Origin of the sequence: Microbispora hainanensis (genome assembly GCF_036186745.1) — a bacterium.
GTDB lineage: Bacteria > Actinomycetota > Actinomycetes > Streptosporangiales > Streptosporangiaceae > Microbispora.
On record NZ_CP108086.1, the window covers coordinates 3,799,229 to 3,824,165 of the forward strand.

Annotated in this window: 24 protein-coding genes; 8 read left to right on the forward strand and 16 right to left on the reverse strand. The window is 71.3% G+C overall.

Features of this window, described 5'->3' with window-relative positions:
• Nucleotides 1-106: 106 nt before the first annotated feature.
• The 3 genes from OHB01_RS17955 (at nt 107) to OHB01_RS17965 (ending at nt 2,578) form a co-directional block, all read left to right on the forward strand.
• On the forward strand, nt 107-796 hold the full coding sequence (locus OHB01_RS17955; protein WP_328855701.1) for a hypothetical protein: 690 nt from the start codon (nt 107-109) through the stop codon (nt 794-796).
• 523 nt (nt 797-1,319) lie between these two features.
• Nucleotides 1,320-1,907, forward strand: coding sequence for a hypothetical protein (locus tag OHB01_RS17960; protein ID WP_328855702.1), 588 nt, complete (start codon nt 1,320-1,322; stop codon nt 1,905-1,907).
• On the forward strand, nt 1,904-2,578 hold the full coding sequence (locus OHB01_RS17965; protein ID WP_328708234.1) for a DUF4166 domain-containing protein: 675 nt from the start codon (nt 1,904-1,906) through the stop codon (nt 2,576-2,578). Before OHB01_RS17960 ends, OHB01_RS17965 begins: the two co-directional genes overlap by 4 nt.
• Nucleotides 2,579-2,580: 2 nt before the next feature.
• Here OHB01_RS17965 and OHB01_RS17970 read toward each other — a convergent pair whose 3' ends face one another.
• Nucleotides 2,581-4,602: a glycoside hydrolase family 6 protein gene (locus OHB01_RS17970; RefSeq protein WP_328855703.1), complete on the reverse strand. Its 2,022-nt coding sequence runs from the start codon at nt 4,600-4,602 to the stop codon at nt 2,581-2,583.
• 195 nt (nt 4,603-4,797) lie between these two features.
• Here OHB01_RS17970 and OHB01_RS17975 point away from each other — a divergent pair, with 195 nt between their 5' ends.
• Nucleotides 4,798-5,433, forward strand: coding sequence for a TetR/AcrR family transcriptional regulator (locus OHB01_RS17975; RefSeq protein ID WP_142648169.1), 636 nt, complete (start codon nt 4,798-4,800; stop codon nt 5,431-5,433).
• Nucleotides 5,434-5,474: 41 nt separating this feature from the next.
• Here OHB01_RS17975 and OHB01_RS17980 read toward each other — a convergent pair whose 3' ends face one another.
• Entirely contained in the window at nt 5,475-6,437 is a 963-nt protein-coding gene (locus tag OHB01_RS17980; RefSeq protein WP_142648170.1) for an NAD(P)-dependent alcohol dehydrogenase, read from the reverse strand.
• Nucleotides 6,438-6,538: 101 nt separating this feature from the next.
• Between OHB01_RS17980 and OHB01_RS17985 the strand changes: the two genes are divergently transcribed.
• A complete protein-coding gene (locus OHB01_RS17985) occupies nt 6,539-7,216 on the forward strand; it encodes a TetR/AcrR family transcriptional regulator (RefSeq protein WP_147944590.1) in 678 nt (225 codons plus the stop codon).
• Nucleotides 7,217-7,279: 63 nt separating this feature from the next.
• On the opposite strand, the gene OHB01_RS17990 is transcribed toward OHB01_RS17985, so the two are convergent.
• The 3 genes from OHB01_RS17990 to OHB01_RS18000 all read right to left on the reverse strand — a co-directional run bounded on the left by OHB01_RS17990 (nt 7,280) and on the right by OHB01_RS18000 (nt 10,302).
• Nucleotides 7,280-8,941: a hypothetical protein gene (locus OHB01_RS17990; RefSeq protein ID WP_328855704.1), complete on the reverse strand. Its 1,662-nt coding sequence runs from the start codon at nt 8,939-8,941 to the stop codon at nt 7,280-7,282.
• Nucleotides 8,938-9,366, reverse strand: coding sequence for a hypothetical protein (locus OHB01_RS17995; protein ID WP_142648173.1), 429 nt, complete (start codon nt 9,364-9,366; stop codon nt 8,938-8,940). Before OHB01_RS17995 ends, OHB01_RS17990 begins: the two co-directional genes overlap by 4 nt.
• Nucleotides 9,367-9,453: 87 nt before the next feature.
• Nucleotides 9,454-10,302 (reverse strand): NAD(P)H-binding protein, encoded by an 849-nt coding sequence (locus OHB01_RS18000; RefSeq protein ID WP_328855705.1) that lies wholly within the window; start codon nt 10,300-10,302, stop codon nt 9,454-9,456.
• 86 nt (nt 10,303-10,388) lie between these two features.
• On the opposite strand from OHB01_RS18000, the gene OHB01_RS18005 reads away from it, so the two are divergent.
• Nucleotides 10,389-11,111, forward strand: coding sequence for a TetR/AcrR family transcriptional regulator (locus OHB01_RS18005; protein ID WP_328855706.1), 723 nt, complete (start codon nt 10,389-10,391; stop codon nt 11,109-11,111).
• A gap of 18 nt (nt 11,112-11,129) precedes the next feature.
• On the opposite strand, the gene OHB01_RS18010 is transcribed toward OHB01_RS18005, so the two are convergent.
• The 11 genes from OHB01_RS18010 to OHB01_RS18060 form a co-directional block, all read right to left on the reverse strand.
• Nucleotides 11,130-13,175 (reverse strand): polyprenyl synthetase family protein, encoded by a 2,046-nt coding sequence (locus OHB01_RS18010; RefSeq protein WP_328855707.1) that lies wholly within the window; start codon nt 13,173-13,175, stop codon nt 11,130-11,132.
• A 20-nt stretch (nt 13,176-13,195) separates the two neighbouring features.
• The gene (locus tag OHB01_RS18015; protein WP_142648177.1) at nt 13,196-13,987 is read right to left on the reverse strand and encodes an ABC transporter permease; all 792 of its coding nucleotides are present in this window, start codon (nt 13,985-13,987) and stop codon (nt 13,196-13,198) included.
• Nucleotides 13,984-14,613 (reverse strand): ABC transporter ATP-binding protein, encoded by a 630-nt coding sequence (locus OHB01_RS18020; protein ID WP_142648178.1) that lies wholly within the window; start codon nt 14,611-14,613, stop codon nt 13,984-13,986. The genes OHB01_RS18015 and OHB01_RS18020 overlap by 4 nt, the downstream gene beginning before the upstream one ends.
• A 32-nt stretch (nt 14,614-14,645) precedes the next feature.
• Nucleotides 14,646-15,281: a hypothetical protein gene (locus OHB01_RS18025; protein ID WP_142648179.1), complete on the reverse strand. Its 636-nt coding sequence runs from the start codon at nt 15,279-15,281 to the stop codon at nt 14,646-14,648.
• A 119-nt stretch (nt 15,282-15,400) separates the two neighbouring features.
• Nucleotides 15,401-16,834 (reverse strand): ATP-binding protein, encoded by a 1,434-nt coding sequence (locus OHB01_RS18030; RefSeq protein ID WP_142648180.1) that lies wholly within the window; start codon nt 16,832-16,834, stop codon nt 15,401-15,403.
• A 148-nt stretch (nt 16,835-16,982) separates the two neighbouring features.
• Entirely contained in the window at nt 16,983-17,717 is a 735-nt protein-coding gene (locus OHB01_RS18035) for a GNAT family N-acetyltransferase (RefSeq protein ID WP_328855708.1), read from the reverse strand.
• Between the two features lie 58 nt (nt 17,718-17,775).
• A complete protein-coding gene (locus tag OHB01_RS18040) occupies nt 17,776-19,248 on the reverse strand; it encodes an FAD-binding oxidoreductase (RefSeq protein ID WP_147944584.1) in 1,473 nt (490 codons plus the stop codon).
• A gap of 146 nt (nt 19,249-19,394) precedes the next feature.
• Nucleotides 19,395-20,852 (reverse strand): NADH-ubiquinone oxidoreductase-F iron-sulfur binding region domain-containing protein, encoded by a 1,458-nt coding sequence (locus OHB01_RS18045; protein ID WP_328855709.1) that lies wholly within the window; start codon nt 20,850-20,852, stop codon nt 19,395-19,397.
• Nucleotides 20,849-21,730, reverse strand: coding sequence for a hypothetical protein (locus OHB01_RS18050; protein ID WP_328855710.1), 882 nt, complete (start codon nt 21,728-21,730; stop codon nt 20,849-20,851). Before OHB01_RS18050 ends, OHB01_RS18045 begins: the two co-directional genes overlap by 4 nt.
• 117 nt (nt 21,731-21,847) lie before the next feature.
• Complete coding sequence (locus OHB01_RS18055; protein WP_328855711.1) at nt 21,848-22,987, reverse strand: DUF1996 domain-containing protein; 1,140 nt, start codon at nt 22,985-22,987, stop codon at nt 21,848-21,850.
• A gap of 21 nt (nt 22,988-23,008) precedes the next feature.
• Nucleotides 23,009-23,611 (reverse strand): DUF4142 domain-containing protein, encoded by a 603-nt coding sequence (locus OHB01_RS18060; RefSeq protein ID WP_142648184.1) that lies wholly within the window; start codon nt 23,609-23,611, stop codon nt 23,009-23,011.
• A 123-nt stretch (nt 23,612-23,734) separates the two neighbouring features.
• On the opposite strand from OHB01_RS18060, the gene OHB01_RS18065 reads away from it, so the two are divergent.
• Nucleotides 23,735-24,313, forward strand: a complete 579-nt coding sequence (locus tag OHB01_RS18065; protein ID WP_312845745.1) for a sigma-70 family RNA polymerase sigma factor — start codon at nt 23,735-23,737, stop codon at nt 24,311-24,313.
• Nucleotides 24,313-24,513: a zf-HC2 domain-containing protein gene (locus OHB01_RS18070; protein ID WP_142623997.1), complete on the forward strand. Its 201-nt coding sequence runs from the start codon at nt 24,313-24,315 to the stop codon at nt 24,511-24,513. Before OHB01_RS18065 ends, OHB01_RS18070 begins: the two co-directional genes overlap by 1 nt.
• The last annotated feature ends 424 nt before the right edge of the window (nt 24,514-24,937 follow it).

The window sequence follows — 24,937 nt, forward strand, 5'->3', positions numbered from 1 at the left end:
GGATCGAGTATGTAGAACTCCGGACATCATGATAGAGAGCGTTGACAAAACGCCTAGCATGATCCAGAGGTTGTACCACCCATCTGGAGAAGACGGAGCAAGACGTATGGCTCTCCCCGCCTGGAACGACCCTGAGCACAAGGCCGGAACGATGGTCAAGTCCGCGCTTTGGCTCGTACAGGTAGTGGGTGAGGGCAACACGTTCACCAAGGAGCAGGTCCGCGAGGCGTTCCCGGGCGTCTCGCAGGTTGACCGGCGGGTACGTGATCTTCGTGACTACGGCTGGGTGATCCTCACCAACACGGAGGACGCCACGCTCACAGCGGAAGACCAGCGTTTTGTGAGGGCGGGCGTACCCGTCTGGGACCCCGTTGCCCGGCGCGCTGCTGCCCCCAAAAAGGCGATCTCGTCCAAGGAGAAGCAGGCGATCCTGCAGCGTGATGACTACATGTGTACGGTGTGCGGAATCTCCGGCGGGGAGCCATACCTGGACGACTCCAACCAGACCGCCGTGCTCTCTGTCACGCGCGTGGAGGTCATCCTCCCGGACGGTAGCGAGGACGTGATGCTTGTGACTCAGTGCAAGCGTTGCCGGTCCGGCCAACTCGGCGCGCCTGTTCGCGCGGACGAGGTGCTTGCGGACATCAAAGCTCTCGAGCCGCATGACCTCCGTCGCCTCAGCCGCTGGATAGAACGAGGGCGCCGAGGTTCGACCCCCCTGGAACGTGCCTGGGTGGCATATCGGCGCCTGCCTGAGGAGGCCAAGAGGGCGGTCCATAAGGAATTGGACCGCTGACCAACTGGTCCAGCGCCTGGGCCAGGCTCACGCGGTCGGCCTACTTTCTAACGCCGGAGGCCGGAGCGTTCAGGCACTCAACGACCTACGGCGCGGCCCGGGAGTTGCAGTAGATCTAGAGGCCGCGCACTTACTCTCCGGCAGTTGCCATGCGTCCATGCCGTTCCGGTTGTTGTCGGTGACGAAGTAAGGAGGGGGCGTCCCGGTCGGCACCGCGTAGAGCTCGGCGCAGGCGTCGGCGCTCGCTCTGGTTCGCCTTCAGGTGGAGACGGCGGGAGAGGCTCTCCATCCTGGCATTCACAAGCCGGTCGGCCCTGCGGCGCCAGTCTTCTCCTTCACCGCCGTGCTGCGTTCGACGCTCTTGAGCGAACGCTTAAATCGGCCTACTCTCACTTTTGAGCGATCGCTCAAGACGTGAGGGGTGCGCATGGGCCGGTTTGTGTACGTCGAGTGCTTGATCCGGGCCGACATGGAGGCCCTGTGGGAGCGGACACAGCGCCCTGACCTGCACCAACGTTGGGACTTGCGCTTCACGGAGATCGACTATCTGCCGCGCGCCGCCGACCGGCCGCAGCGGTTCCGGTACGCCTTCCGGCTCCTGCCCGGGCTCGTCATCGACGGCAGCGGCGTTACGGCGGGAGACCGGCGCGATCCAGGGCAACGGACGTCAGCGCTGCGCTTCGCCTCCGGCCATCCGCTCTCGCTGATCCGCTCGGGCTCCGGCTACTGGCGCTACGTCCCCACCGACGACGGCGTCCGCTTCATCACCCGGTACGGCTATCGCCCCGGCTGGGGCAATGCCGTCGACCTCGTCTTCCGGCCGCTCATCGGCTGGGCGACGGCCTGGTCCTTCGATCGGCTGCGCCTCTGGCTGGAGACCGGCCAGACGCCGGAGCGCTCCCTGTGGCAGGCGCTCGCCGAGGTCTGCCTGCGCACCCTCACGACCGCGATCGCCATCACCACAACCCCGGCGGCCGTCGCCTGCCTGATCGGAGCGGCGGCCGTACTCCTGCCGCCGCTTCCGTCGACCCCGGCGGCCCGGCGATGCCTGCGCCGTCCGCCCGACCGGCAGGCGGCGACAGCCCCGCACCCCCTGATGGAGACGCTATGACCTCGATTTTCGAACGTGCCCTGGGCTCCGATTTCGCCCGTCTGCACCCGCAACTGCAACGACGCTTCGGTGTGAGCGTCGCCGACAGGCGGGCCTGCGTGGGCGCGGGGGTGATGGACCACATCTGGCATGCGGGCTTCACCCGGCCGTTCCTCGCCATCGGCGGGACCCGCAACATCCTGGTCCCCGAGCAGGGCCGGCAGGTGCCGTTCACCATCGAGAACTACCCGTACGTCGACTCGTACGGGCGGGAGACGGTCAGCTTCGTCCGCGTCTTCGAGCTGCCCGGCCGCCGCAGGCGGTTCGACGCCCAGATGGTGTTCGACCCCATCAGGGGCATCGTCGACTATCTGGGCTCGCACCAGCATCTGGCCGTGGACCTGGACTTCCAGGTGGACGAGCACGGGGGTCTCGTCATCCGCTCCGGTGAGTTCCGCCTGCACGAGGGCAGGCTCTCCTGCCGCCTCCCCGGAGCGGTCACGGGAACGGCCGTCGTCAGGGAGTCGTACGACGACGAGGCGGGGGAGTTCCGCATCGGGGTCACGGTGTCGCACCACCGGCTGGGGCCCATGTTCGGCTATTGGGGCGCGTTCACGGCCCGATATGTCGACGTCACCGAGCACGGCGTGCCCGCCACGATCAAACCTGTACGCGAAGAGGCGCGCCTTTGACGTCAACGCAGCGGCGGGACGGCGTTGCGGGCGCGGTCGAGGGCGAGGGCCGGCCACCAGGTGCCGCCGACGGGGGCCACCTGGTGATACACCGGATCCTCCGGCCCGGGGCCGCCCCGCAGGCACCGGCCGTTGGAGTCTCCGGGGTGGCGGATCCACAGGAACGCGTCGGCCAGCTCGTCGCCGGTGTCGGTGGTCGGGCGGAGGCCGACGCCCCGCCCTGGCGGGTTGCACCACGGCTGCGGGTCGGCGTACTTGCCCTCGGGCGCGTCCCACACGCCCTTGCCGTTGCGGCTGGTGTCGATGACGAAGTGGGTCAGCGGCGCGTCGGCCGGCACGGCGGCGATCTCGGCGTCCGTACAGGTGCCGCCCTTGGCGCTCACCACGTGGACGCAGCGGGAGAGCTTTTCGCCGTACGGGAGGAGGGTGTCGGTGTGCTGGAAGTCCGAGCTGTTCAGGTAGAAGCCGTCGGCCCGCGCTACGGCGGCCTTGACGAGCCGGTCGGCCATGATGGTGACGGACTCGGGCCAGCCCTGGATGCCGCCGTCGAGATACACGGCCGTGTGCGGCAGCTTCCCCAGGCGGTCCACCGCGTAGCCGAGCTCGCGGTAGCGCTCGGCGGTCCCCGCCGCGCCGCCCTCATCGCAGCCGTCGGTGCCGGGCACCTTGGTCAGGCTGTTGGGTTCGAGCACGACCACCGCCCGGCCCGCGCCGATGCCGGTCGCGACCTGGTCGATCCAGTGCCGGTACGTCCGCTCGTCCGGCGCCCCGCGACGGGAGCAGTCCGCCAGAGGGATGTAGTCCGTCATGAACACCGGTGTCGCGTCGTGGGCCGCGGCGAGCCGCATGGTGGACGTGACGGTGTCCTTCACCTCGGCGAGCGGCATGTTCAGCTGCACGGAATGCGGCACCGCGGCCAGGGCGCGCATCAGCGCGGCGTCGGCCTTCCTGCCCTGCGCCTCCCAGATCTCCGCCTGGCGCTGCGGGTCGGGCTCCTTCCTGTAGGCGAACCGTACGCCGGGCTCGCGCAGCGGATTGCCACCGGTGTCGGCGGCGGAAGCGGACGGGGGAACGGGGGAAGCAGTAGGGAGAGCGGCGGCCACGGAGGTGGCGGACGGGCCGGACGACGAGGGCGAGCCCGGCGAGGTGCCGAGCCACACTGCGGCCACCGCCGCGGCCAGGGCGACGGCCCCCGCCCCGATGCCCATCGCCAGTCTGCGGCTGGGTCTCCCACCACCCCCGGGCATGGTCGCGGGGGCCGCGGAGCCGATGAGCGTGTCGAGGATGTCCTGCATGGTCGGTCGCTCGGCGGGGTTCTTGGCCAGGGCGCGGGCGACGAGTGTGCCCAGCGGCCCGTCGAGGCCGGTCAGGTCGGGTTCCCCGTTGATGACCCGGTTGAGCACGACGGGGAGCGTCCCGTTGCCGAAGGGGGCGCGGCCCGTGCCCGCGTACGCGATCGTGCTCGCCCAGGCGAAGACGTCGGAGGCGGGGGTGAGGGGGCCGCCCTCGAACTGTTCGGGAGACATAAAGGACGGCGTGCCGACGACCGCGCTGCTCATCTGTCCGGTCATGTCGGTCAGGTGGGCGACGCCGAAGTCGATGACCTTGGGGCCGACGGGGGAGAGCAGGACGTTGCCGGGCTTGAGGTCGCGGTGGATGATCCCGGCGGCGTGGATGGCCCGCAGGGCGGTCGCGATGCTGACCGCGAGTCCTTCCAGGCTGGAGCCGCGCAGCGGCCCGTCGCGTACGACGGCCTCCCGGAGGGTCGGGCCGGGGACGTATTCGGTGACCAGGTAGGCGGTCTCGCCGTCCATCTGGGCGTCGAGGACGGCGGCGGTGCAGAAGCGGGCGACGCGTTTGGCGGCCTCCACCTCCCGGCGGAAGCGGCGGCGGAAGCCGGGGTCGGCGGCGATGGAGTGATGGAGCAGCTTGACCGCCACGCGCGTGCCGTCCGGCGCCTCGCCCAGATAGACGGTGCCCATGCCGCCCTCGCCCAGCCTGCGCAGCAGCCGGTAAGGCCCCACCTGGTGCGGGTCGCCTGCTCGCAGGCCGGACTCATGCTGCCCGGGTAAGCCGTCCGCCTCGCTGCCGCCGTACACATCGCCCCCGCTGGGATGTCCGGGAAGGTCACTTCGGATCTTATGACCGCCGCCGGGCGGGCCATCGCCGGACGCCTGCCACTACGGTGAAGCCGCGAAACAGGAACGAAGGGGGAGACGATGGCCGACACCCGCACACGGCTGCTCGAAGGCGCCCTGGAGACGTTGCGCACCCAGGGCATCGCGGGGGCCTCGGCGCGGGCGATCGCCACCGCCGCGGGGGTGAACCAGGCGCTCGTCTTCTATCACTTCGGCACGGTCGACGACCTCCTCGCCGCGGCCCTGCGGTACGGCTCCGAGCAGCGGGTGGCCGTCTATCGGGCCCGGTTCGCGGCCGTGACCTCCCTGCGCGAACTGCTCGACCTCGGCCGTGCACTGCACGCCGAGGAGCGCGAGACCGGCAACCTCGCCGTGCTCGCCCAGATGCTCGCGGGCAGCCAGATGGATGGCAGGCTCGCCCCCGCCACGGCTGACGGCCTCGGCATGTGGGTCACCGAGATCGAGGAGGTCCTCGGCCGCGTGCTGGCCGGCAGCCCGCTCGCGGAGTTCGTGGACGTCGCCGGGCTCGCCCGCGCGACGGCCGCGGCGTTCGTCGGCCTCGAACTGTACGACGGCGTCGACCGCGACGGCGCGGAGCGCGCGTTCAACAGCCTGGAGCAGCTCGCCGGCCTGGTCGGCGTACTGGAGGACATGGGCCCGCTCGTGCGGCGCACCGTACGCGCCCGCCTCCGCAAGGCCGGCACCGGCGAAATGTGAGGCCGAGAAGTGCGGCGGACAGATGAGCCGGCGCGGTGCCGTCAGTCGACCCTGACGACGTATTTGCCCCGCACCCCGCCCGCCTCCAGCGCGCGGTGGGCCGCCGCCGTCTCCTCCAGCGGGAAGCACCGGTCCACCGCGGGGCGCAGTCTCCCCTCCGCCACCTCACGGGCGAGGTCGTCGAAGAGCGCCCGCGTGGGGTTGCCGCTGAAGAAGCGCACCCGGCCGCGTCCGTGCACGGCGCTGGCGGCGAGATAGCCGAGTGAAGCGGCGGGCCGCGTCAGGTCGAAGGCGATGGTGACCATACGCCCGCCGGGCCTCAGCAGGCGCCGGAAGGCCCGCAGGTCGGTGCCCGCGGTGTCGAGGACCACGTCGAACAGGCCCAGTTCGCCCGGCGTGACGGTCCGGTGGTCGACGACGTGATGGGCGCCGAGCGTACGGACGAAGTCGAGGTTGGCGGCGCGGGCCAGGGCAGTGACCTCGGCGCCGTAGGCCCGTCCGAGCTGGACGGCGGCGTTGCCGACACCGCCCGCGGCGCCGCGTACGAGCAGTCGTTCGCCGGGGCGCAGCCGGGCCTTGTCGCGCAGCGCCGTGATGGCCGTGGTCGCCACCGGCAGCGCGGCGGCCTCCACCAGATCGAGTCCGGCCGGGACGCGGCCGAGCCGCTCGGCCCGGACCGCCACATACTCGGCGGCGCTGCCGAATCCGGTGCGGCCCACGACACCCCACACCCGGTCGCCGACCACGAAGTCCGTCACGCCGGCGCCGAGCGCGGCGACCTCGCCGGTGAGGTCCAACCCCATGCGTTGCGGGAACTTCCGTCCGGTGAGGAGACGGACCTTGCCGGAACGGGCGGCCGTTTCTCCGCCGTTCACGCTGAACGCGCGCACCCGCACGAGCACCTCGCCGGGCGCCGGCTCCGGGCGCGGCACCCGGCTCACGTACAGCACCTCGGGACCGCCGTATCGGTCGAACAGCACCGCTCTCATCGTGTGGTCGTCCATCGCTCTCACCTTCGCCGTCGGTGGCCGTGCTGGCATCGGGCCCGAGCGTAGGCTTCTATGTGGACGGCACCGTCCGCTTACATCGGAAGTGAGAAACAGTGGTGGAGGATTCCTCTCGGATCGCGGGCCAGCGGATGCGGGCCGACGCCCGGCGCAACCGGGGGCGCATCCTCGTCGCCGCCCGCGAGGTCTTCGCCGAGCACGGGATCGACGCGCCCATGGCGGCCGTCGCCCGGAGGGCCGGAGTCGGCGTGGCGACGCTTTACCGGCGTTTCCCGACCCGCGACGCGCTGGTGCGGGCCGCGTTCGCGCACCAGATGCAGACCTGCGCCCGGGCGCTCACCGAGGCGCTGGCCGACCCCGACCCCTGGAGGGGCTTCCAGCGGTTGTTCGAGACGGTCTGCGAACTCCAGCGGGAGGAGCGCGGCTTCCCCGCCGCGTTCGTCGCGGCCTTTCCGGACAGCACGGCGGGACACGCGCAGGCTCGGGAACGGACCGAGCGCGACCTCACGACCCTGGTCCGCAGAGCCCAGGCGGCGGGCGCGCTGCGGGCCGACTTCCACCCTTCCGACCTCATCGTGGCCCTGTTGTCCCACTGTGGTCTGGTCACCGCGCTGCCGCACGACACTGCCGCGTCCCGGCGCCTGGTGGCGTACCTGCTGCAGTCGTTCCGCGCCGAGGCGGCTCACCGGCCCCTGCCTCCGCCGAGCGCTCTGTCGCTGCGCGATGTCCCGGTCGCGGCCGACGGCTCACAGAGACCGCGTTCCTCCAGGGCCTGACGCGAAAATGGGCGACGCTTTCGCTATCGGACGCGGAGCGCGGAATCTCGGCGGCGCGCCCGGTCAGCGGTCGCGACGGCCGTTGTCCCGGCCCTCGTCCTGCCCGCTGTGGCCGAGGCCGGTGAACTGCCGGAGGAACTCCCGGTAGGCGTCGGCCCGGACTCCGGGCGACGGCGACCGGACGCCCTGGATGATGCTCTGCGGGATGCCGCCCGCGTCGGGCCGCCCGGACCGGTAGTCCCGCAGCCGTTCCCGATGCTCGTCCGCCCAGTCGTGCAGCGCCCCGATGCGGGCGAAATGGAACGCCACGGCCAGCAGGGGCACGACGAGGATCGTCGTCACGACGACGCCGACATCGTGAACGAGCACGCCCAGGATCAGGACGGCTCCGGCCACGCCGCCTGCTCTGATGAGACCCCTCCGCACGCTTCCACGGTCGGCCCTGGCTTCCTCGGCACACTCCCGTACGCGGTGCAGCGGAGGCCGATACGCCGCGCCGAGTCGCAGGACCTGTGGCACCCAGCCCGCGTACGCCGCCAGGGTCAGCGCGACGAGATACCAGGACACCGTCGCGGCGATGTCCGGCTCGGCCCACCCCCAGATGACCCAGGGCACCGGGATCGTGGCGGCGCCCCAGGCTCCGAGCCACAGCGTCGCGCGGCCGACCGCCTCCAACCGGGCCGTGGGCGAGAGCCGCCGGCGCTCGTAGTCGGCCCATTCGCGGTCGCGCAGCGCGGCGGCGTGATCCAGCACGGCCGCCATCCGCTGGTTCTGCAGGTCGGCCGCCGCCTGCAGCCGCATCGCTTCCGCCTGCGCGGCGGCGTAAGCGGTGAAGTCGGTGCGTACGAGCCACCCGATGGGGGTGTCCGGGCCGCCGTCCCGCTCGCGCAGCCAGTCGTACCACTCGATCTCACCGGTGGCGGGCGGCGGCACGTGCTCGCAGGCGGCGCGCAACCACACCGTGGTCTGCGGGTAGGGCAGGAGGGCCGCCAGCAGCAGCCCGCGTGCCCCGCTCCCGGCCCATTCGCGGGCTTCGGACGGCAGCCCGGGAATCCTGGCGGCCAGCCGCCGCCACGACTCCCAGACCTCGTTCCACGCCTGCTGGGTCCCGCGCAGCGCGCTCAGCACCGTGAACCTGGCGAGGGCGTCCAGCAGGCCACCCTCGCAGAGATCGCGGTAGAGCTCCCACTCGGGGCCGCTTTCGCGGATGCGGCCGATCCTGAGCGCCTCGGACAGCGCCTCCACCGTCACCGGCGTCCCTCGCCATACGGCCTCTCCCGCCGGATCGAGCCAGCCCAGCAGGTGAAGCAGTTTCAGGTCGGCCGGGAGAGCCTGGTCGCGGAGCCGATGGTCGATGAGCTCGATCTGGGTGGTCAGGTCCTCGGCGGTGAGACCGTCGAGCTCACGCAGCCAGGAGAGAAGACCGAGCCAGCCGTCGGAGGGCGCGCCGGCCGTGGCCGCGCCCTCGAAGAACTGACGCCTCGCGGCAGCCCAGTCGCGGCGGATGGCGGCGGCCAGCTCGTGCCGGGTCGTGACCGCCGCACCGGTGAGGACCAGCGGGCGGCGCTGCGGCGGCGCCTGGTGAATGTGGTTGATCTGGACGTTGCGATCCCCGAGCTGGAAAGGCGCCGGGCCGTGGAAGACGTTTCCCGTTACTCCGTCCTTTTTCGTTGCTGCGTCGTTTTTTGTTGACCCGTCTTTTCCTGATTCGGGGTCGCGGGTCATGGCGTCGGCCCGAAGTGGTTGTCCTGACGGTTGTTGTCGCCGACCTGGAACGCGGTCGGTCCACGGAAGACGTTCCCCGACACTCCTCCCGCCGATGCCTGGCGGGCCTGGTCGGCGAGGTCGTTCAGTTCGCGGGCCACCCGTTCACGCTCGGCCTCGCCGAGACTCTCCAGCAGCATCTCGAACCGGGCCGCCCAGGCCGCCTCCTGCCTGGCCCGTACGAGCGCGGCGTCGCCCGGGGGGAGCGAGGCGAGATCGGTCGCGGTCTGGTCCAGCCGCATCAGCTCCGTACGCTCGCGTTCGGGATCGTCGCGGCTGAGCAACCGCGCCGTCCGCTGCCGTACGATCGCCCACGCGTCGGTGCCCGCGGCCTGCACCACCGCGGTTCCGCCCGCCGCGACCGCCGCCGCCACCCATTCGAGCATTCCCGGCCCCCTTACAAGATCCAATGACAATGTATATCTGGACTTGACGGAGCCGCCGGAAAACAGCCGCTGGAAAACAGAAACGCATCAGGTCGCGAGCGCGTCCGCCAGCAGTTCGCGCAACGTGATCGGCTTGCGGCCGAGCAACTCCCCGAGCGTGGGATCGACTTCGGCGAACTCGCCCCGGCGGCCGGCCTCGAACATGCCCAGAAGGAAGCGGGCCTGCTGCTCGGGAACGCCCTGTGACACCATGCCCGCCACCCACTCGTCGTCCGGGACGGTGACGCGGGTGATCTCGCGTCCGGTCAGCTCGGAGGCGAGCGCGGCGGCGTCCGCCAGGTCGAGCGCCTCGGGACCGGTCAGCGGCGGGGTGATCCCGTCGAGCCGGCCCTCCTCGGTCAGGGCGGCGGCGGCCACCTCGGCGAGGTCGGCGTGGGCGGTCCAGGAGACCGGGCCGTCCTCGGGCGCGACGAGCGTGCCGGTCTCGAGCGCCTGACGCACGAACTGCACCGCGGTGGTGGCGTAGAAGCCGTTGCGCAGCGCGGTGAACGCGACGCCGGACGCGCGCAGGTCCTGCTCGGTCTCGGCGTGGGACGGCATCGGGACGAAGGGGGATGCCGGGTTCGCGCCCATGTGGCTGGTGTAGACGATCCGCTTGGCGCCCGCGGCCGTGGCGGCCTCGATCGCCGTACGGTGCGGGCGCGCGTCGGCAGGGCCCGAGACGACGAGCACCTGGGACGCGCCCTCGAACGCGTACGCCAGGCTCGCGGGATCGTCGAAGTCGCCCTGCCGCACGCGGACGCCGCGCTGGGCGAGGCCGTCGGCCTTCGCCACGTCGCGGACGCTGACGCCGAGCCGGTCGGCGGGGATGCGCGCGAGCAGATGCTTGACGACGCCGCGCCCGAGCTGACCCGTCGCCCCGGTGATGATGATCATTATCTCACTCCTTGATATCGGTGTTATCAACAATGACGCTAACACTGGAAATCTACCGATATCAACTTGCTGATATCGTTGGAAGCGTGAGTGATCCCGAGAGCGAGACGGCGAGCGGCCGCGACAGGACGCGGGCGCACATCGTGTCGGTCGCGGCCGGGCTGCTCGCGAGCGGCGGGCGCGAGGCCGTCTCGACCAGAGCGGTGGCCGCCGCGGCGGGGACGCAGGCGCCGACGATCTACCGCCTGTTCGGCGACAAGGAGGGCCTGCTCGACGCGGTCGCCGAGTATGGCTTCAGCTCCTATCTCCGGGACAAGAAGGCGAGCCCGCCGGTCGGCGACCCGATCGAGGCGTTGCGCGCCGGATGGGACCTGCACGTCGGCTTCGGGCTGGCGAACCCCGCCCTGTTCTCGCTCATGTACGGCGATCCCACGCCGGGACGGCAGTCGCCCGCCGCCGTCACCGCCTTCCGCATGCTGGGGGAGCGCATCCGCGCCATCGCCGCCGCCGGGCGGCTGAAGGTCGGCGAGCGCCTGGCGGCCGACCTCGTGCACGCCGCCGGCTGCGGCACGGTCTTCACGTTGCTCGCCCTGCCCGTGGAGCGGCGTGACCCGCGCCTGTCGGAGACGGCCCGCGAGGCAGTGATAGCCGCCATCACCACCGACGTCCCCGTGGTCGAGGCCCCCGGACCGGCCGCGGCGGCGATGGCGCTGCGCGCCGCGCTGCCCGACGCCACAGCTCTCACCGACGGCGAACGCCACGTGCTCGGCGAATGGCTCGACCGGCTCGCCGCGGACGGACCCGGCTGAGATCTGGACGGGCGAACGTCAGCGGGCCGCGCCGGTCTCGGCGTACGCGGCGTCCTTGGCGCACTCGGCGTGCTCGGCGTACTCGTCCAGGAGTTCCCGGCGGAGCCGGGCCAGGTACGTCTCGCTGCCGGCGGACGACCGGTTGTAGCGGTCGATGTCATGGAGGGCGCGCCAGCCCGGCAGCCGCTCCCGGGAAAGGCGCAGGAGACCCATCCCGGTCTCGGCGGCGGCGCCGCCGTCGGCGGGCCGCAGGATGGCGGGCGCGGCGGCGAGTATGGCGTCCACCTGGGCGAAGCCGTCCTCGACCTGGCGCGTCACCTCGTCGATCGCCTCCTGCCTGGTGCAGCCGGTCTCGTGGCGGAGCACCCTGACCAGGTTGTAGGGAGCGCCGACGGCCTCGTCCTCGTCCAGAGTCATCAAGTCGTTCTCGGCGAGCGCCGCGGCCGCGCCGACGTTCAGCAGCCGGCGGACGAGCGGATGATCGCGCACCTCCGGTTCGAGCTCCCCGCCGTACGTGATCTCGAAGGTGTCCAGGAAGACAGGTGCTCCGGAGCTCCCCAGACGCAACGCGAACTGGTCCCGCAGGCTGGGGACGAAACCGCTGAGCCGGTGACACGCCTCGCGCTCGGCCGCCTCCAGCCACTCCTCCAGGTGACCGAGGGCGCGCGCCCGCCATGAGGGCGGCTGGATCAGGCGGACCCGCTCCCATGCCTGGGCCATGGCCGTGGCGACCGCTCCACCGGCCGGCGGGGTGTCGCCGAGCCCGCGGACGAGCAGGGTGAGCCGGTGGCGCAGCCGGACGATCTCGCCGGGGTCGGTGAGCCCCGGCTCGTCGAAGAGGTCGTCGACGACGGCGATCACCAGCATCCAACGGGCCAGCGTCTCGGCCTGCTCGGCGTCGGCGCCCGGCCAGAACCGCGCGGCCGTCAAGGCCATGGCGTTCCACCGCGGGTGGCGCGCCTCCTCCGGAGTGGTGGCCAGCCCGGTGTCCAGAAGCCAGGCGTCCAACCGCTCCTGCACCTGCTCGTGCCGCCCCGCTGGAACGCCGGGCCGAGCGGAGGCCGGAGCGGGAGAGGTCACGGCGGGGGCGGCCTTGGCGCCGGAACCCGTGATCGACCGCACGTAGCCGGCCAGCCCCTCACGCGACCGTGGATCGCCCAGACCGTCGAGTCGCCGCAGAGCCGTCTCCACGTGGGTCTCGGCGACCTGCCGGGCCTCCTCCACGGCTCCGCACGATAGAACCAGTTGCCGTGCCCGCTCGGCGTCGGCCGTGGTCAGGCCGCGGCGCAGCAGCCGGGCGAGCGAGGGCTCGCGGCCCAGGGCCCTGATCACGGGCAGCGTGTAGACGCCTTCCACGATGTCGGAGTTGGCCGGTTTCCCGAGCTCTCCGGTCGTCGCGGTCAGGTCGAGGATGTCGTCGCGCACCTGGTAGGCCATGCCGAGATGCCAGCCCAACCGTGCCAGGTCCTCCTCCGCCTCGGGGCCTCGTCCGGCCTGCATTGCGCCCAGCCGGCAGGCCAGGGACAGCAACTCGGCCGTCTTGGCGCCGGTCACCTCCAGATAATCGGCCTCGGTGCGGGAGAGCAGGAAGCGGTCGGCGGTCTCGGCGATCATTCCCGAGCAGATCCGCCGGGCGGTCTCGGCGACCACCAGGGACTCGCGCCGGCCCAGCTCGGAGAGGATCCGGCTGGCGCTGGTGAACAGCAGGTCGCCGGCCAGGACCGCCAGTCGCGCGCCCCACACGGTGTTGACGCTCGGCCTTCCCCTGCGCCGGCGCGCGTCGTCGATGACGTCGTCGTGATAGAGCGACGCCATGTGCAGCAGTTCGACGGCCGCCGCGGCCTCGACGGCGCGGATGTCGGCGGCCCGCTCCGGTCCGGCGAGCACGTAGTAGGACAACAGCGCCAGAGTGGGCCGGATGAGGTGGCGGTGCCCCGCAGGCTGCCTGGTCAGCGGGGCCAGTTCGGAGCGGTTCGGCACGTCCGCCATGCCGACGATCTCCCGCACCCGATCGAGGTCGGACTTCAGGGCGGGGAAGGCACGAGAAACGCTCTCAGATGTCACGGATGCTCCTGACGGGGGACTCATGGATGCGTTGCTGTCACCGGCACACCGACCGGCCCCTGCGCGCGCGTACGGCCGACGAAGGCGGAGATGCCGAGGGCCACCGTGGCCAGCGCCCAGCACACGGCCGGGCCGACGGCGTTCCAGGGCACCGTGTCGATGGCCACGGCCGCGACCGCCGCCTGCATCGGCCCGTAGTCGGGCAGGAAACGCACCAGGACACTGGTAGCGGCCGGGGTGGCGAGCGGGCTCTGCAGGGCCAGGTCGATCGAGCAGATGACGGTGACGAGGACCAGGCCGGCCAGGTCGCTGGTCAGCACCGCGGCGAGCGCGATGCCGATCCCTCCGTAGATCAGCGCTCCACCGGCGAGGGCGGCGGCGAGCAGCAGGGGCTGCGCGGTCGGATGGGTCAGGCAGATCAGGCCGGTCGCGTAGAGCGCGATGACGAGCGCAACCACCACCAGGGCGGTGAGCTTCGCCGCGATCAGGCACAGCTGGGGGAACCCGGATCGCACCAGCCGGCGGTCGAACGACGCCGAGTTCATCGTGGTCACGAACATCATGAATCCGGTGATCAGCGCCAGGATCTGCAGCGCCCCGCCGAGCTGGTTGAGCACGCCGGCCGGCAGCGTGACGGTCCGGTCGGCGGCCCGGACGAAGAACGGCAGCGGGATCTCCAGGGACAGGGCGTAGATGAGGATCACCCACACCGGGATGAAGAGCACGATGATCACCAATGCCAGCCGGTTGCGCAGGTGCTCCACGAACGTCATGCGCACGGCGGTGGCGTAGCAGGCCCAGTGACCTCTCATGCGGCACCGGTCCTGTCCGCGGCCCGCAGCACGCCGCCCTCCAGCCGGTGGAGGGTGTCGAGACGGGCCGCGTCGTACGCGAGGTGGGAGACCACCAGCACCGAACGGCCGCGTCCGCGCAGCTCCTCGGCCAGGTCCCAGAACCGTACGTAGGTCTCCCAATCGAAGCCCTGGTAGGGCTCGTCGAGCAGGAGCAGGTCCGGGTCGTGCATGAGGGCCAGGACGAGGTTGAGCTTCTGCCGCGTGCCGCCGCTCAGCGTGGCGGGGCGGGCCCGGCGGGAGCCGGAGAACCGCAGCGCCTCCATCAGCTCCTCGGCCCTGCGCAGGTCTTCCAGGCCGTAGGCGACCTGGAAGAACCGCAGGTGCTGGTCGACCGTGAATGCGTCGTGCAGCACCGTCTCCTGCGGGCAGTGTCCGATGCGCCCGCCGTGGCGCACCGACCCGCCGTCCGGCCGCAGGTCGCCGGCGAGGACGCGCAGCAGCGTGGTCTTGCCCGCGCCGTTCTCCCCGACGACCCCCGCCACCCGGCCGGGCGGAAGGTCGAGATCCACACCACGCAGGACCGGGTTGCCCCGGTAGCTCTTCCGTACGTCCCGCACCCGCAGCACGGCCTCATCCGACGGCATTCGGCACCCTTCCCGCCCCGGCCCCGCGTCGGCTACTTGTCGACGGCGATGAAGGCGACCGTGCCGCTGCCCTGGGCGCTGCTCACGCCCTTGCTGGAGCACTGGCTGATGTCCGAGGTGGGCGCGGCCTTCCCGGCGATCCGCTTGCCCTTGAGCTTCCCTTCGGTGACCTCGCCGACCAGCATCATGTCGCCCGGGTTGTACGAGGCGATCCCGTCGAGGTTGGGGTGGACCGTGGAGGTGCCCAGCGTCTTGCCCTGGGCGTCCTTCCAGGTGATGGTGCCCGTGCCGGCGACGTTCTGGACGCCCGTGCAGGACGCCTGCCCGGTGCCCTTGAAGGTGGCCGTGCCCGAGCGGATGTTGGGGAAGCTCCCGTCGGGAGAGGCGCAGCCGGTGAGCGCCACGGCGCCCTTGGCGGTCACCGCGCGGGCCTCCTTGCCCACCGCGGGGTCGGCGGTGATCGGGCCGCTGGTGCTCACCGCGCAGGTGAGCACGGTGTGGCCGCCCGGCTGCTTGGGCGAGGGATCGGCGACCGGCCTGGTGTTCTGGCTGCCGCCGCCCGACGTCCCCTGGGCGACCGACGGGAGGACCGTCAGGGCCAGGCCGACGACACCCGCCGCGGCGCCGACGCCGCAGGCCAGGTAGACGCGCGATCGAGAAAGGTTCATGGACATCCCCCCCGGGAAGATTGCTGACGGTAATTTACTTATCACAGACAGTAACTAGAGGGTTGGTTGGTCGACGCAGGTCAGATGGCACTTCCCCATCGCTGCTCTCGCTCAGGGCGTCAGACGCGCTCGTAGTGAGTGAACTTTCCTCGGCCGCCATGCTGTCGCACGTAGCCTTGCTCGCGTAGGCCGCGGAGAGCCTTGCGGATGTTCGGTGCCGTGAGATCGAGCATCTCGACCAACTGTGCGACGGTGAGGGCCCCGTGCGTGAGGGCGTCAAGGACGCGTGACTCGGTGGCGTTCAACGGGTCGGCTGCCGGAATGGTGACGATGGGCCGGTGCAGGATGGCGACGAACCGAATGCCCGCGTCGATGTAGTGAGCGGGAGGTAGACGGGCTTCTGTGAGCGCCGCTCCCACAGTGGGAATGCCGCTGGCGAGCGCCTCGATGACTCGGCCGCCGCTGAATGGGGAACGCACGTTCTGGCAGATGGCGACGAGCCGCGCGTTGCGTGCGGACGTGACCGCTTCTTTGCCGAGACGGTCGACCGTTATGCCGTAGAGCCCTCCGGGGTTCGTGATCACAAGACGATCCCGGCGAAGCCTGATTTCCACGGCCATCCCCGCTGACCAGTGATCGAGATCGCGGTGGACCAACGCGTTGGCGACCAGTTCACGAAAGGCGACAAGCGGATAGGCGGGCAAATCCCGGACGGTGCCGTCGAGCCCCGCCACGACGGCCGTATCGAAGGTTCGTCTGGCCCACTCCATGGCTGCGTCGAGCATTCGGGGAATGGGTCCGGTCAGGACGGCCAGGTTGCGTGCCCGGGAACCGGGTGGATCTCCTGGCAGTGGGTCGGCGGATATCTGGATGGCGTATCGAGGGAACCACTGTTGCGGATGCGTGCCCAGAGCCAGTAGCCCAGCGACCGTAGGTCTGCCGTCGACGGCGGTTACTCCGGCGCGGCACAGCAGTTCATCGTCCCGGACGAAGCGCCCCAGCCCCTGCTGATCGCGCTCGCGGACCGCCTCAACGAATGCTTTCACCAGTTCGAGGTCAAGGTCCGCCGAGGTGGCTCCCTCGACCAGAGGTCGATCGAACATAGGTGCTCGTCGCGCCGCGATGAAGGCCTGTTCTTCGATATCCGAGAGCCGGAAATCGCCGTCGTATCCTCGCAGATAGGAGGCGCCCGTGGCGGTGACCCGGCACGGTTTGGCGGACTTGTCGCACTCGTGCACCCTCGCCACTACGACCGGAGCGCCGTAGGCGATCCCGTCGTCCAAAGTCAGGCGGACAGGTGGCGTGAACGAGCGCGCCTTCGCCGCGAGGCCCTGTTTCAGTGACTGCACGTTCGGCAGTGGAACCGGCCGGAACCCGAACCGTTCATCCAGCCCGAGGATTATCGTTCCGCCGCCGGGTAGATTCGCGAGCGCACTCAGAGTCGGGGTCAGCGACTCGGGGAGTCCTCCGGCAGCCGACTTGACCTCTATGGCCGTCGAGTCCCCGCCGGCTGCCCGAAGCTCATCGATGAGATGGCTCACGTCCTCAGGCATGCGGGAAATGTAACTGCGGTCAGTTACATTTCGTGGGTCGTCGGTTACATTTCCTGGAGCTCCCGATCGGTGAACCGTCGGGGAAGCCGGTCTCCGCACTGCGGTCACATCAAGGCGATGAGAGCGTGATGACCGGTCTGCTTTGCGGTCAGATCGCTACCGTCATCGTGGTGTCGGTGACCTGGAAACCGAGCCTTTTGTACAGGTGGCGGGCGGGGTTGCCCTCGGTGACCACCAGGCCCAGGCCGCTCAGCCCGTCCGCGCCGGCGCGGGCCAGGGTGGCCGACAGCATGAGCGCGCCGAGACCTCGCGGCGACCGGTCCGGGTGCCGGAACACGTCCGCGATCCACGGTCCCCGGTCCGAGTCGTGCGCGAACACGCCGCCCACCACCTCGCCTTTACCAGCGGAGTCCTCCCGTACGGCAAGGACGCTGCAGGCGAGCAGGGGGCCGATCTCCTCGCCGCTCAGGAGCGGAACAAGCTCCTCCTCCAGGGCCTTTTCGGGATCCCGTGGCTGGTGGTCGGGGTGGCCGGGCGGGTAGGCGGCCAACCACGCGGGGAGGATCTCGGCGGGCGGCCGATCACAGGGGACGAGCAGAAAGCCGTCCGGAGCGGTGCCCCCGACCGGCTCGGCGACCGGCAGGTCGCACCGCATCACGTGCATGTGCCGCAGCAGCCGCGCGCCCCGGTCGAGCAGTGCCTGGCCGAGCTCGACCGGCGCGGAGACCGCCCAGCCGGTCATCCGCGACATGATCGCGTCGGCGGCTCCCGGGCCGATGTCCTCGATCGCGTACGCCCAGGGGCTGCCGTCGCGGACGCCTTCCCGATAACTGCACACCGGGACGCCGTGGGGGCCGGTCATCGTCCGCCGTTCCTCGGTCATACCGCGAGGCTCGCGCAGCCCGCCCCGCCCGGCAACCGGTTAACAGCGTCGCGGCCCGTCAGACGCCCTGGGGCAGGCGGAACAGGCGGTGGGGGTCGTACGCCGCCTTGACCTGGGCCAGCCGGGCGGCGTTGGCGCCGTAGTATTGCTGCCGCCAGTTCTTGAGCTCCGGATCGACGTAGTTCACGTACGCGTGGTCGCCGAAGTGGGGCCGCATGGCGGCGTGGGCGGCCCTGGCCCAGGCGGCGGCGCCGGAGAAGTGGGAGAAATACTGCACGCCGAACAGCGCCTTGCGGTGTGGGAAGGCGGTCGCGTCGGGGCGCACCCGGGCGACGGCGCCGCCGAGCGCGTCGAGCATCACGATGTGCCGGCCCGGCGCGGCGACCTGGGCCACCAGTGCCTTGATCCCGGCGGACGACAGCGGCTTGTAAGCGAAGTGCGACTTGGCCGAGAACGAGTCGCGGACGAGCTTGCCGCTCGGGTTCTGCCCGGGGAGCGTGCCGGGACGGTGGCACTGGGCCACGGACGCCGACGCGCAGCCCGCCTCCACCATCATCGCGTGGTCGTAGGCGGACGTCGCGACGTAGCGGGTCGAAGGGCTCGAACCGACGCGGTCGACGAGCTTCTGCAGCAGGTTCTCGCACGCGGTCTTGCCGCCGATGTAGAGGCCGCCGACCATCACGTCGAGCGACGGGTCGTGGCCGAGATGGCAGTTGGACCACATCGCGTCGGGCGCGGCGGGCGCCCACGCCTGCCATGCCTTCAGCACGGCCGCGGCCTTCGCCCAGGGCCAGTGCAGGAAGAACAGGGTCACCGAACGCGTCCGATGGGTCCGGAACGTGAACGACGTCGCCACGCCGAAGTTGCCGCCGCCGCCTCCCCTGGAGGCCCAGTAGAGGTCCGGGTGCGAGGTCGGCGAGCAGGTCAGCACCTTCCCGTCCGCCGTGACCACCTTCAGCGACTCCAGCACGTCGCAGGTCAGGCCATATTGCCGCGACACCACGCCGATGCCGCCGCCCAGGGTGAGCCCGGCGACCCCGACCGTCGGGCAGGAGCCCGCGGGGATGCTGACGCCGTGCGCGGCCAGCTTGGCGTACACGTCGACCAGACGTGCCCCGGCGCCGACCGTGGCGTGGCCGCTCGCGTAGGACACGCCGCTCATCGGCGACACGTCGATGACGAGCCCGCTGCCCGTGGACCAGCCCGCGTAGCTGTGGCCGCCCGACCGGGAGGTCACCGGCACGCCGTAGCGCCGGGCGAACGCCAGGCACTCCGACACGTCCCCCGCCGTCTTGCAGTAGGCCACCCCGGCCGGGCGGGCGGAGTCGAAGGCCGAGTTGAACACGCGGCGCGCGTTGTCGTACGACGCATCGCCGGGGCGGATCAGCTTGCCGTCCAGCCCCCGTCCGAGCGCGGACCAGTCGGCGGGACGGGGCCCCGCGGCGGCGAAGGCCGCACCCGAAGCCGCACCGGTAACGGCGGCGGCCCCGGCCAGAGCCGAAACGCGAAGGAAACTCCGTCTGTCGATCATGGTCGTACTCCCCGAGGTGCTGATCTCCCTCGTTGAGACGCTCATGGAACCGGTCAGGTTGGTAACAACCCCATCACTTCGGTCCTACTCCCCGGCCCTGTCCCGCGGAGCCGTCTGCCGGAGCCACACGCCGGGGTGAACCGAGGTCACGTCGTGCCTATGCGGAGGGCCAGCGCGGGGCACATCTCCACGGCCTTCTGCGCCTCGCCCAGCAGCCACGAGGGCACTCCGGTGTCCATGAGCACCGGGAAGCCGTGCCGGTCGAGCTTGACCAGCTCGGGCACGAGGTGCGCGCACAGGCCGTGGCCCTGGCAGCGGGTCCAGTCGACGACGAGCCTGGCGTCCTGCGCGTCCTCGATCGGCAGCGGCAGCACGCCCGTGGTCGTCCGCCCGCAGCCGCCGTGGAAGCGGTGCTCCTCCACGTCGTCGGCGAACGCGTCGAGCGCCGACAGCGCGAACCTGGCCGAGCCGTCCGGGTGGAAGCAGGCGCCCCGGCCCTTCACCGCGGCTGCGGCCCGGCGGATCAGCTCGGGGCCCTCCGGGTCGCCGTCCTGGAGCCGGCGGCAGGCCCGCGCGAGGTCCGGCAGCCCGAGGCGGCACGGCCCGCACTGCCCGGCCGACTGCGCGGCGAGGTAGTTCGCCACCCGCGCCGTCTCGCCGAGCGGGCAGGTGTCCTCGCCCAGAACCACCACGATGCCCGCGCCCAGCTCGCCGCCCGCCTCCTTCGCGCCGCGCCGCGACAGGATCGCGCCGTACGCGTCCTCGGCGGCCATCCACGTGCCGTGGTAGCCGCCGAGCAGCAGCCCGTCGCCGATCTTCGCCTCGCACAGGTTCAGCACGTCGGCCAGCGGCACGCCCGGCGTCACCTCCACGACCGCGGGGGTGGCCACCGAGCCGCCGACCGTGAGCAGGATCGTCCCCGGCTCCTGGACGGTGCCCACCGCGGCGTACTCCTCCGGCCCCAGCTCGGCGAGCACGGCGAGCTGGGCGAAGGTCTCGGTGTTCGACAGCAGGGTGGGCAGCCCGCGCACCCCGCTGTCGCTGGAGCGGACCTTGCGGCCCGGGGGCAGGCCCGCCTCGCCGTTGACCGCGCGGACGAGCGCGCCGCCCTCGCCCGAGACGAACCTCTCCTGGATGCCCGCGACGCGCACCAGGCCGGTGAGGCCGCGCTCGGCCACGGCGGCGGTCACCGACGCCTCGGCCAGCTCGCCGGCGCCGACCGCGATCACCACCTCGCGGGAGCCGAGCGCGCTCGCCGCGAGCAGCGCGCCTTCCAGGACGAGATGGGGCGCCCGGGTGAGCAGGGTCTTGTCCTTGAGGCTGGCGGGCTCGCCCTCGGCGGCGTTCACCAGCACGACCGTCTCGCTGTCGCGGGCGCGGGAGGACACGGCGCGCAGCTTGCGCGCGAACGGGAACGCGGCTCCGCCCCGGCCCCGCAGGTCCACCTCCTCGGCCATCGAGATCAGCGCGTCCACGGTCTGGCTCGGGAGCCGGTCGTGGAACCTGTAGTGCGCGTTCAGGTCGAGCCTGCGGTGGTCGTCCAGCCCAGCGGTGAGCCGGGCCGGGCCGAGCCGCCGGACATGGGAGACGCGGTAGGGAATCACACGATCCTCCGGAGGCGGGGTTCCTGGGGGGTGGGAGGTGTGCCGGGCATGTCGAGGACGTCGTGGGGATCGGTGCCGGTGCGGCCGAGGACGGCGGCCTCACGTGGGGTCTGCTGCCGCCGTACGGCGGGCCGCGGCGCGTCGAGGCCCTCCCGGGACATGCGGCCGGCGCTCCACTCGGCGTTCCAGTCGCCGGTCGGCGCCTGCCGGGCGGGCCGGGTGGCGGCGGCGAGCCGGATCAGCAGGGCCGCGCCGACCGCCGCAAGGCACGCCACGTAGCTGAAGGTCACCCAGGGGGCGGCGGTCCGGCCCGCGGTCAGGCCGTGCAGGATCGCCACCGGCCAGGCGAGATAGGCCAGGTCGTGCAGCCCCCGCCACAGCCAGGGCCGCTCCGCCTGGGCGAACCTGCCGCGCATCACGCCGGTCGCGACGATCACGACGAACAGGTCCGAGGCCACGGCCCCCAGCGACACGTAGACGTTGGTGGTGGGGATCACCGACCCGTACGGCGGCACCAGCCCGGCGGCGATCTTCATGCCGATGTGGACGATCAGGAAGCCGATGCCGAGCAGCGCCATGGCGCGGTGCACGAGCTGGACGCGCACCCGTTGCGAGATCGGCAGGACGACGCGGTCGGTCGCCGCCAGGCCGAGGGCGACCGTGGTCGTGAGGCCGACGAGCGAGAAGACCCCGGCGTAGAACGTGAGGAACGCCTGGGCGTCGGCGAGGAACGCCGCGCCGCCGCTGGTCCGGGTGGCGGCGAGCCCTCCGGTGAGGGCCAGGGCGACCACGGCGCCGAGGGCGATCCGCACGCCGCGCCTTTCGAGGTCGAGGCCGGGATCCGGCCGGGTGTGCCGGGGAGCCCGTCTGCTGGGCAAGGATTCCTCCGTTTCGTCGATGCGGGCTCGATGTGGGAGGGTGCCGCTCCCCGTCCTCAGGCGGGGGTGGTCTGCGAAAGGACCGGACGGGGAACGGCACGATCGGGGTTCGGCGGCTCAGCAGCGCAGGCCGCGGTTGACGCAGGTGACGACCGTGTTCATCAGCCGGTCGGGCATGACGTTCTCGAAGTCGGCGTGGTCGGTGATCGGGTTGTGCCGCTGCTCGGGGAAGCTGTCCACCGCGAACGACGGCCCGCTCGGCACCGAATAGGCCAGCGTCATGCGCAGCTGCGGGATCGCCCGGGTGCCCGCGGGGCAGGCGCCGTTCGCACCGGGGAACACGACGTGGGTCCTGTGATCGGCGCTGTCGGTGTTCCGGCCGTCCCAGCAACTGGGGAAGTCGAGCACGCGCAGCACCAGGCTGCCCCGGGGGCAGAGCGGATATTTGCTGGTGAGCCGGTTGGTGAAGCCGGTGCAGGTCCACTGCGCCCTGGCGTTGGCGCCGCCGTTGGTGGCCGCCTTCGCGTCGCCGGTGATCAGTTTGAGGAAGCGGGGCATCGCGACGACCCTGCTGACCGGGTTGCCGCGGAACTGCAGCGTGACCGACCGCGCCAGGAGGATCCTGCCGACGTTGCCCTCGGACGCGCCGCCCGGCTCGTCCGCGCCCGGGTTCGCGCCCGTACCGGAGCCGCCCGCACCTGAGCCCGTACCGGAGCCCGGGCCCCGGCCGCGCCCGGTGCGGAAGCGCCCCTCCTGGAACCGTCCTTCCTGGGATCGGGCGGAGGCGTCCGGCGAGGGGGAGGCCGATGGTGCCGCCTGGGCGGCGCCGACGCCGGTCCGGCTGCGCAGCACGGGCCAGAAGTACGCCGACTTGTCGCCGAACCGGCAGGTGGTGCCGCCCGCGGCGAGGCTCTGGTCGGTGGAGAAGCCGTTGGTGGTGAGGTTGCCGACATAGTCGTGCACGTGGTGCGCGCCGTTCGACACCCCCGGCGTGACGATGTGGTTGTCGGAGTTGCGGTGGCCGTTCTCGTTGCGCCCGCAGCGTGAGGTGAACGAGCCGCGCCCGGCGCGTACGCCGGTGTCGCCCGGCGGGACCTGCCGGATGTCGACGAAGTCCTCCAGGGCCGGGCCGACGTCCTCGCACTCCGCGCCCTGGACGGAGGGGTCGCAGTGGTCGGCGAACGCGGGCCGGCCCACACCGGTCAGCGAGCCTGCGATCAGTACGCCCGCCATCGCGAGCACGAGCCGTTTTCGCATGGAGTCTCCCTAAAGACAGTGCTAGACCGTGGGGGTGGGCAGCGTGGAGTAGTCGACGAGCCCGGTGCCTTCGAGCAGCGTCATGTGCTTCATCACGACGTCGACCGCCTGCCCGGCGAAGTCGCGGATCAGGCTGTTGCGGGTGTCCGCGCGTACGGCGGAGACGAAGGTGAACACCTTGCCGTGCGCGTCGCGCAGGCGGGCGGTGAAGACGCGGTCGAAGTCGGCGCCGCGCAGGGGCGCCATCTCGTCCAGCCACCCGCGCTGGTCGGGGTTGGGCTGGTCCGGCAGCGGGACGGCGAGCTTGGCGGCGAGCTCCCTGACCGCCGCGTCGAGCTTGGTGTGGTCCTCGACGAGGTGCATGCCGGCGTCCTTGACCTTGGCGCTGCCGGCCCGGTCCTGGGCCCAGCGGCCGGCGGGGATCTCCCAGAGCCCCGCCCAGCGCACGCGGACCAGCAGGTCGCGGTCGGCCGGGCCCAGCGGGCCGTAGGGGGTCTGCGTCCAATCCGGCCCGGTCCAGCCCGGCTGCGACGACGCACTCCGAGGGACGACCACGACGACCGTGACGGCCGCCGCGAAGAGGAAGACGCCGAGCACCAGGAGTTCCCCAAACCGGAACCGCATCGTGCCTCCTTTCGTGACCTTCGGTCGGAGGTACGCGGTCTCCTCGGGCGCGGTTCAGGAAATAGTCAGAAATGACTGGAGTTACGGATGTGGTGTACGAACCAGTAACCCTGGTGCAAATATGTGGCCGTGCGTCGACAACTCGACAGCCGGTTCGTGCGTCTTGACCCCCCCGACTATGACGCTGACAACGACGATCGGGACGAACGCCTGATCCGGGAGCTGTACCGCGAGTTCGGCGGTCCGCTGCTGCGTCATGTGCGCAAGACGACCGGCAACGACCTGCAATGGGCTGAGGACGTCGTCCAGGAGACGCTCGTGCGTGCCTGGCGCAACTCGGCGAAGCTGACGTGGGAGCCGCCCCTGCTGTGGGCGTGGCTCCTCACCGTCGCCCGCCGCATCGTGATCGACGGGCGCCGCAGGCGCGGCGTACGGCCGAGGGAGGTGGAGGCTCCCGAAGAGGACAGCATCGCCGTACCGGACGGCTCGGACCGGACGCTGGCGGCCATCGTGGTCGCGGACGCGCTGCGGCACCTGTCGAGTCAGCACCGGGAAGTTATCGAAGAGACATACTTACGGGACCGGACGGTAAGCCAAGCGGCCGAGGTTCTGGGCATCCCACCGGGTACCGTGAAATCCAGGCTCTTTTACGCCCTGCGCGCACTTCGCACGGCCCTGAAGGAGAGGGGGGTGGCCAGCTGATGTCCGCGTCGTCGCCGCACTTCGACGTGGCAGCGTACGCCCTGGGAGTGCTGGACGACGACGACGCCGAGGCGTTCGAGCGGCACCTCGACGAATGCGCGCCATGCCGGGCGGAACTGCTGGAGGCCCAGGAGCTGCCCGGCATGCTCGACGCCTTCAAGGACGGCTCCGTCTCCTCCTCGGAGCGTTCCCACCCCTGATCGCCCGGCGCCGGCGGCCCGCGGCAGACGGCCGCGGTACGGCCCGAAGATCGCCCGTCGGCCGCGGCCGCTGTCAAGATCCTGGCCCGGCGTCCGCTCTGGTCCACGAAGACGGCCGTACGCTCCGGACGGTGATCTTCCACGACTCATGATCGCACGCGAGTCGAAAGCAGCTTCGAGGAGTGCACACCGTCTCGTGATCCGGAATTTCGGATTTCCCGATGGCCGGCGCGTGGCTTTCCGATCATTGCGGGGCGGCGTGCGCATCGGACCCCTCGGCGGGGGTGTGGCTGGTTAAATGGGGCAAGGTCAACCCCCTGATCACAAGGGTCTGGACCAAGTTGACGTTTGTGCCGTTTTGGGGTGATATCGGGGGCGGTGGTGCCGACCTTTCGGTCAATGGGGACCGGAAGGAGCGCGCCCA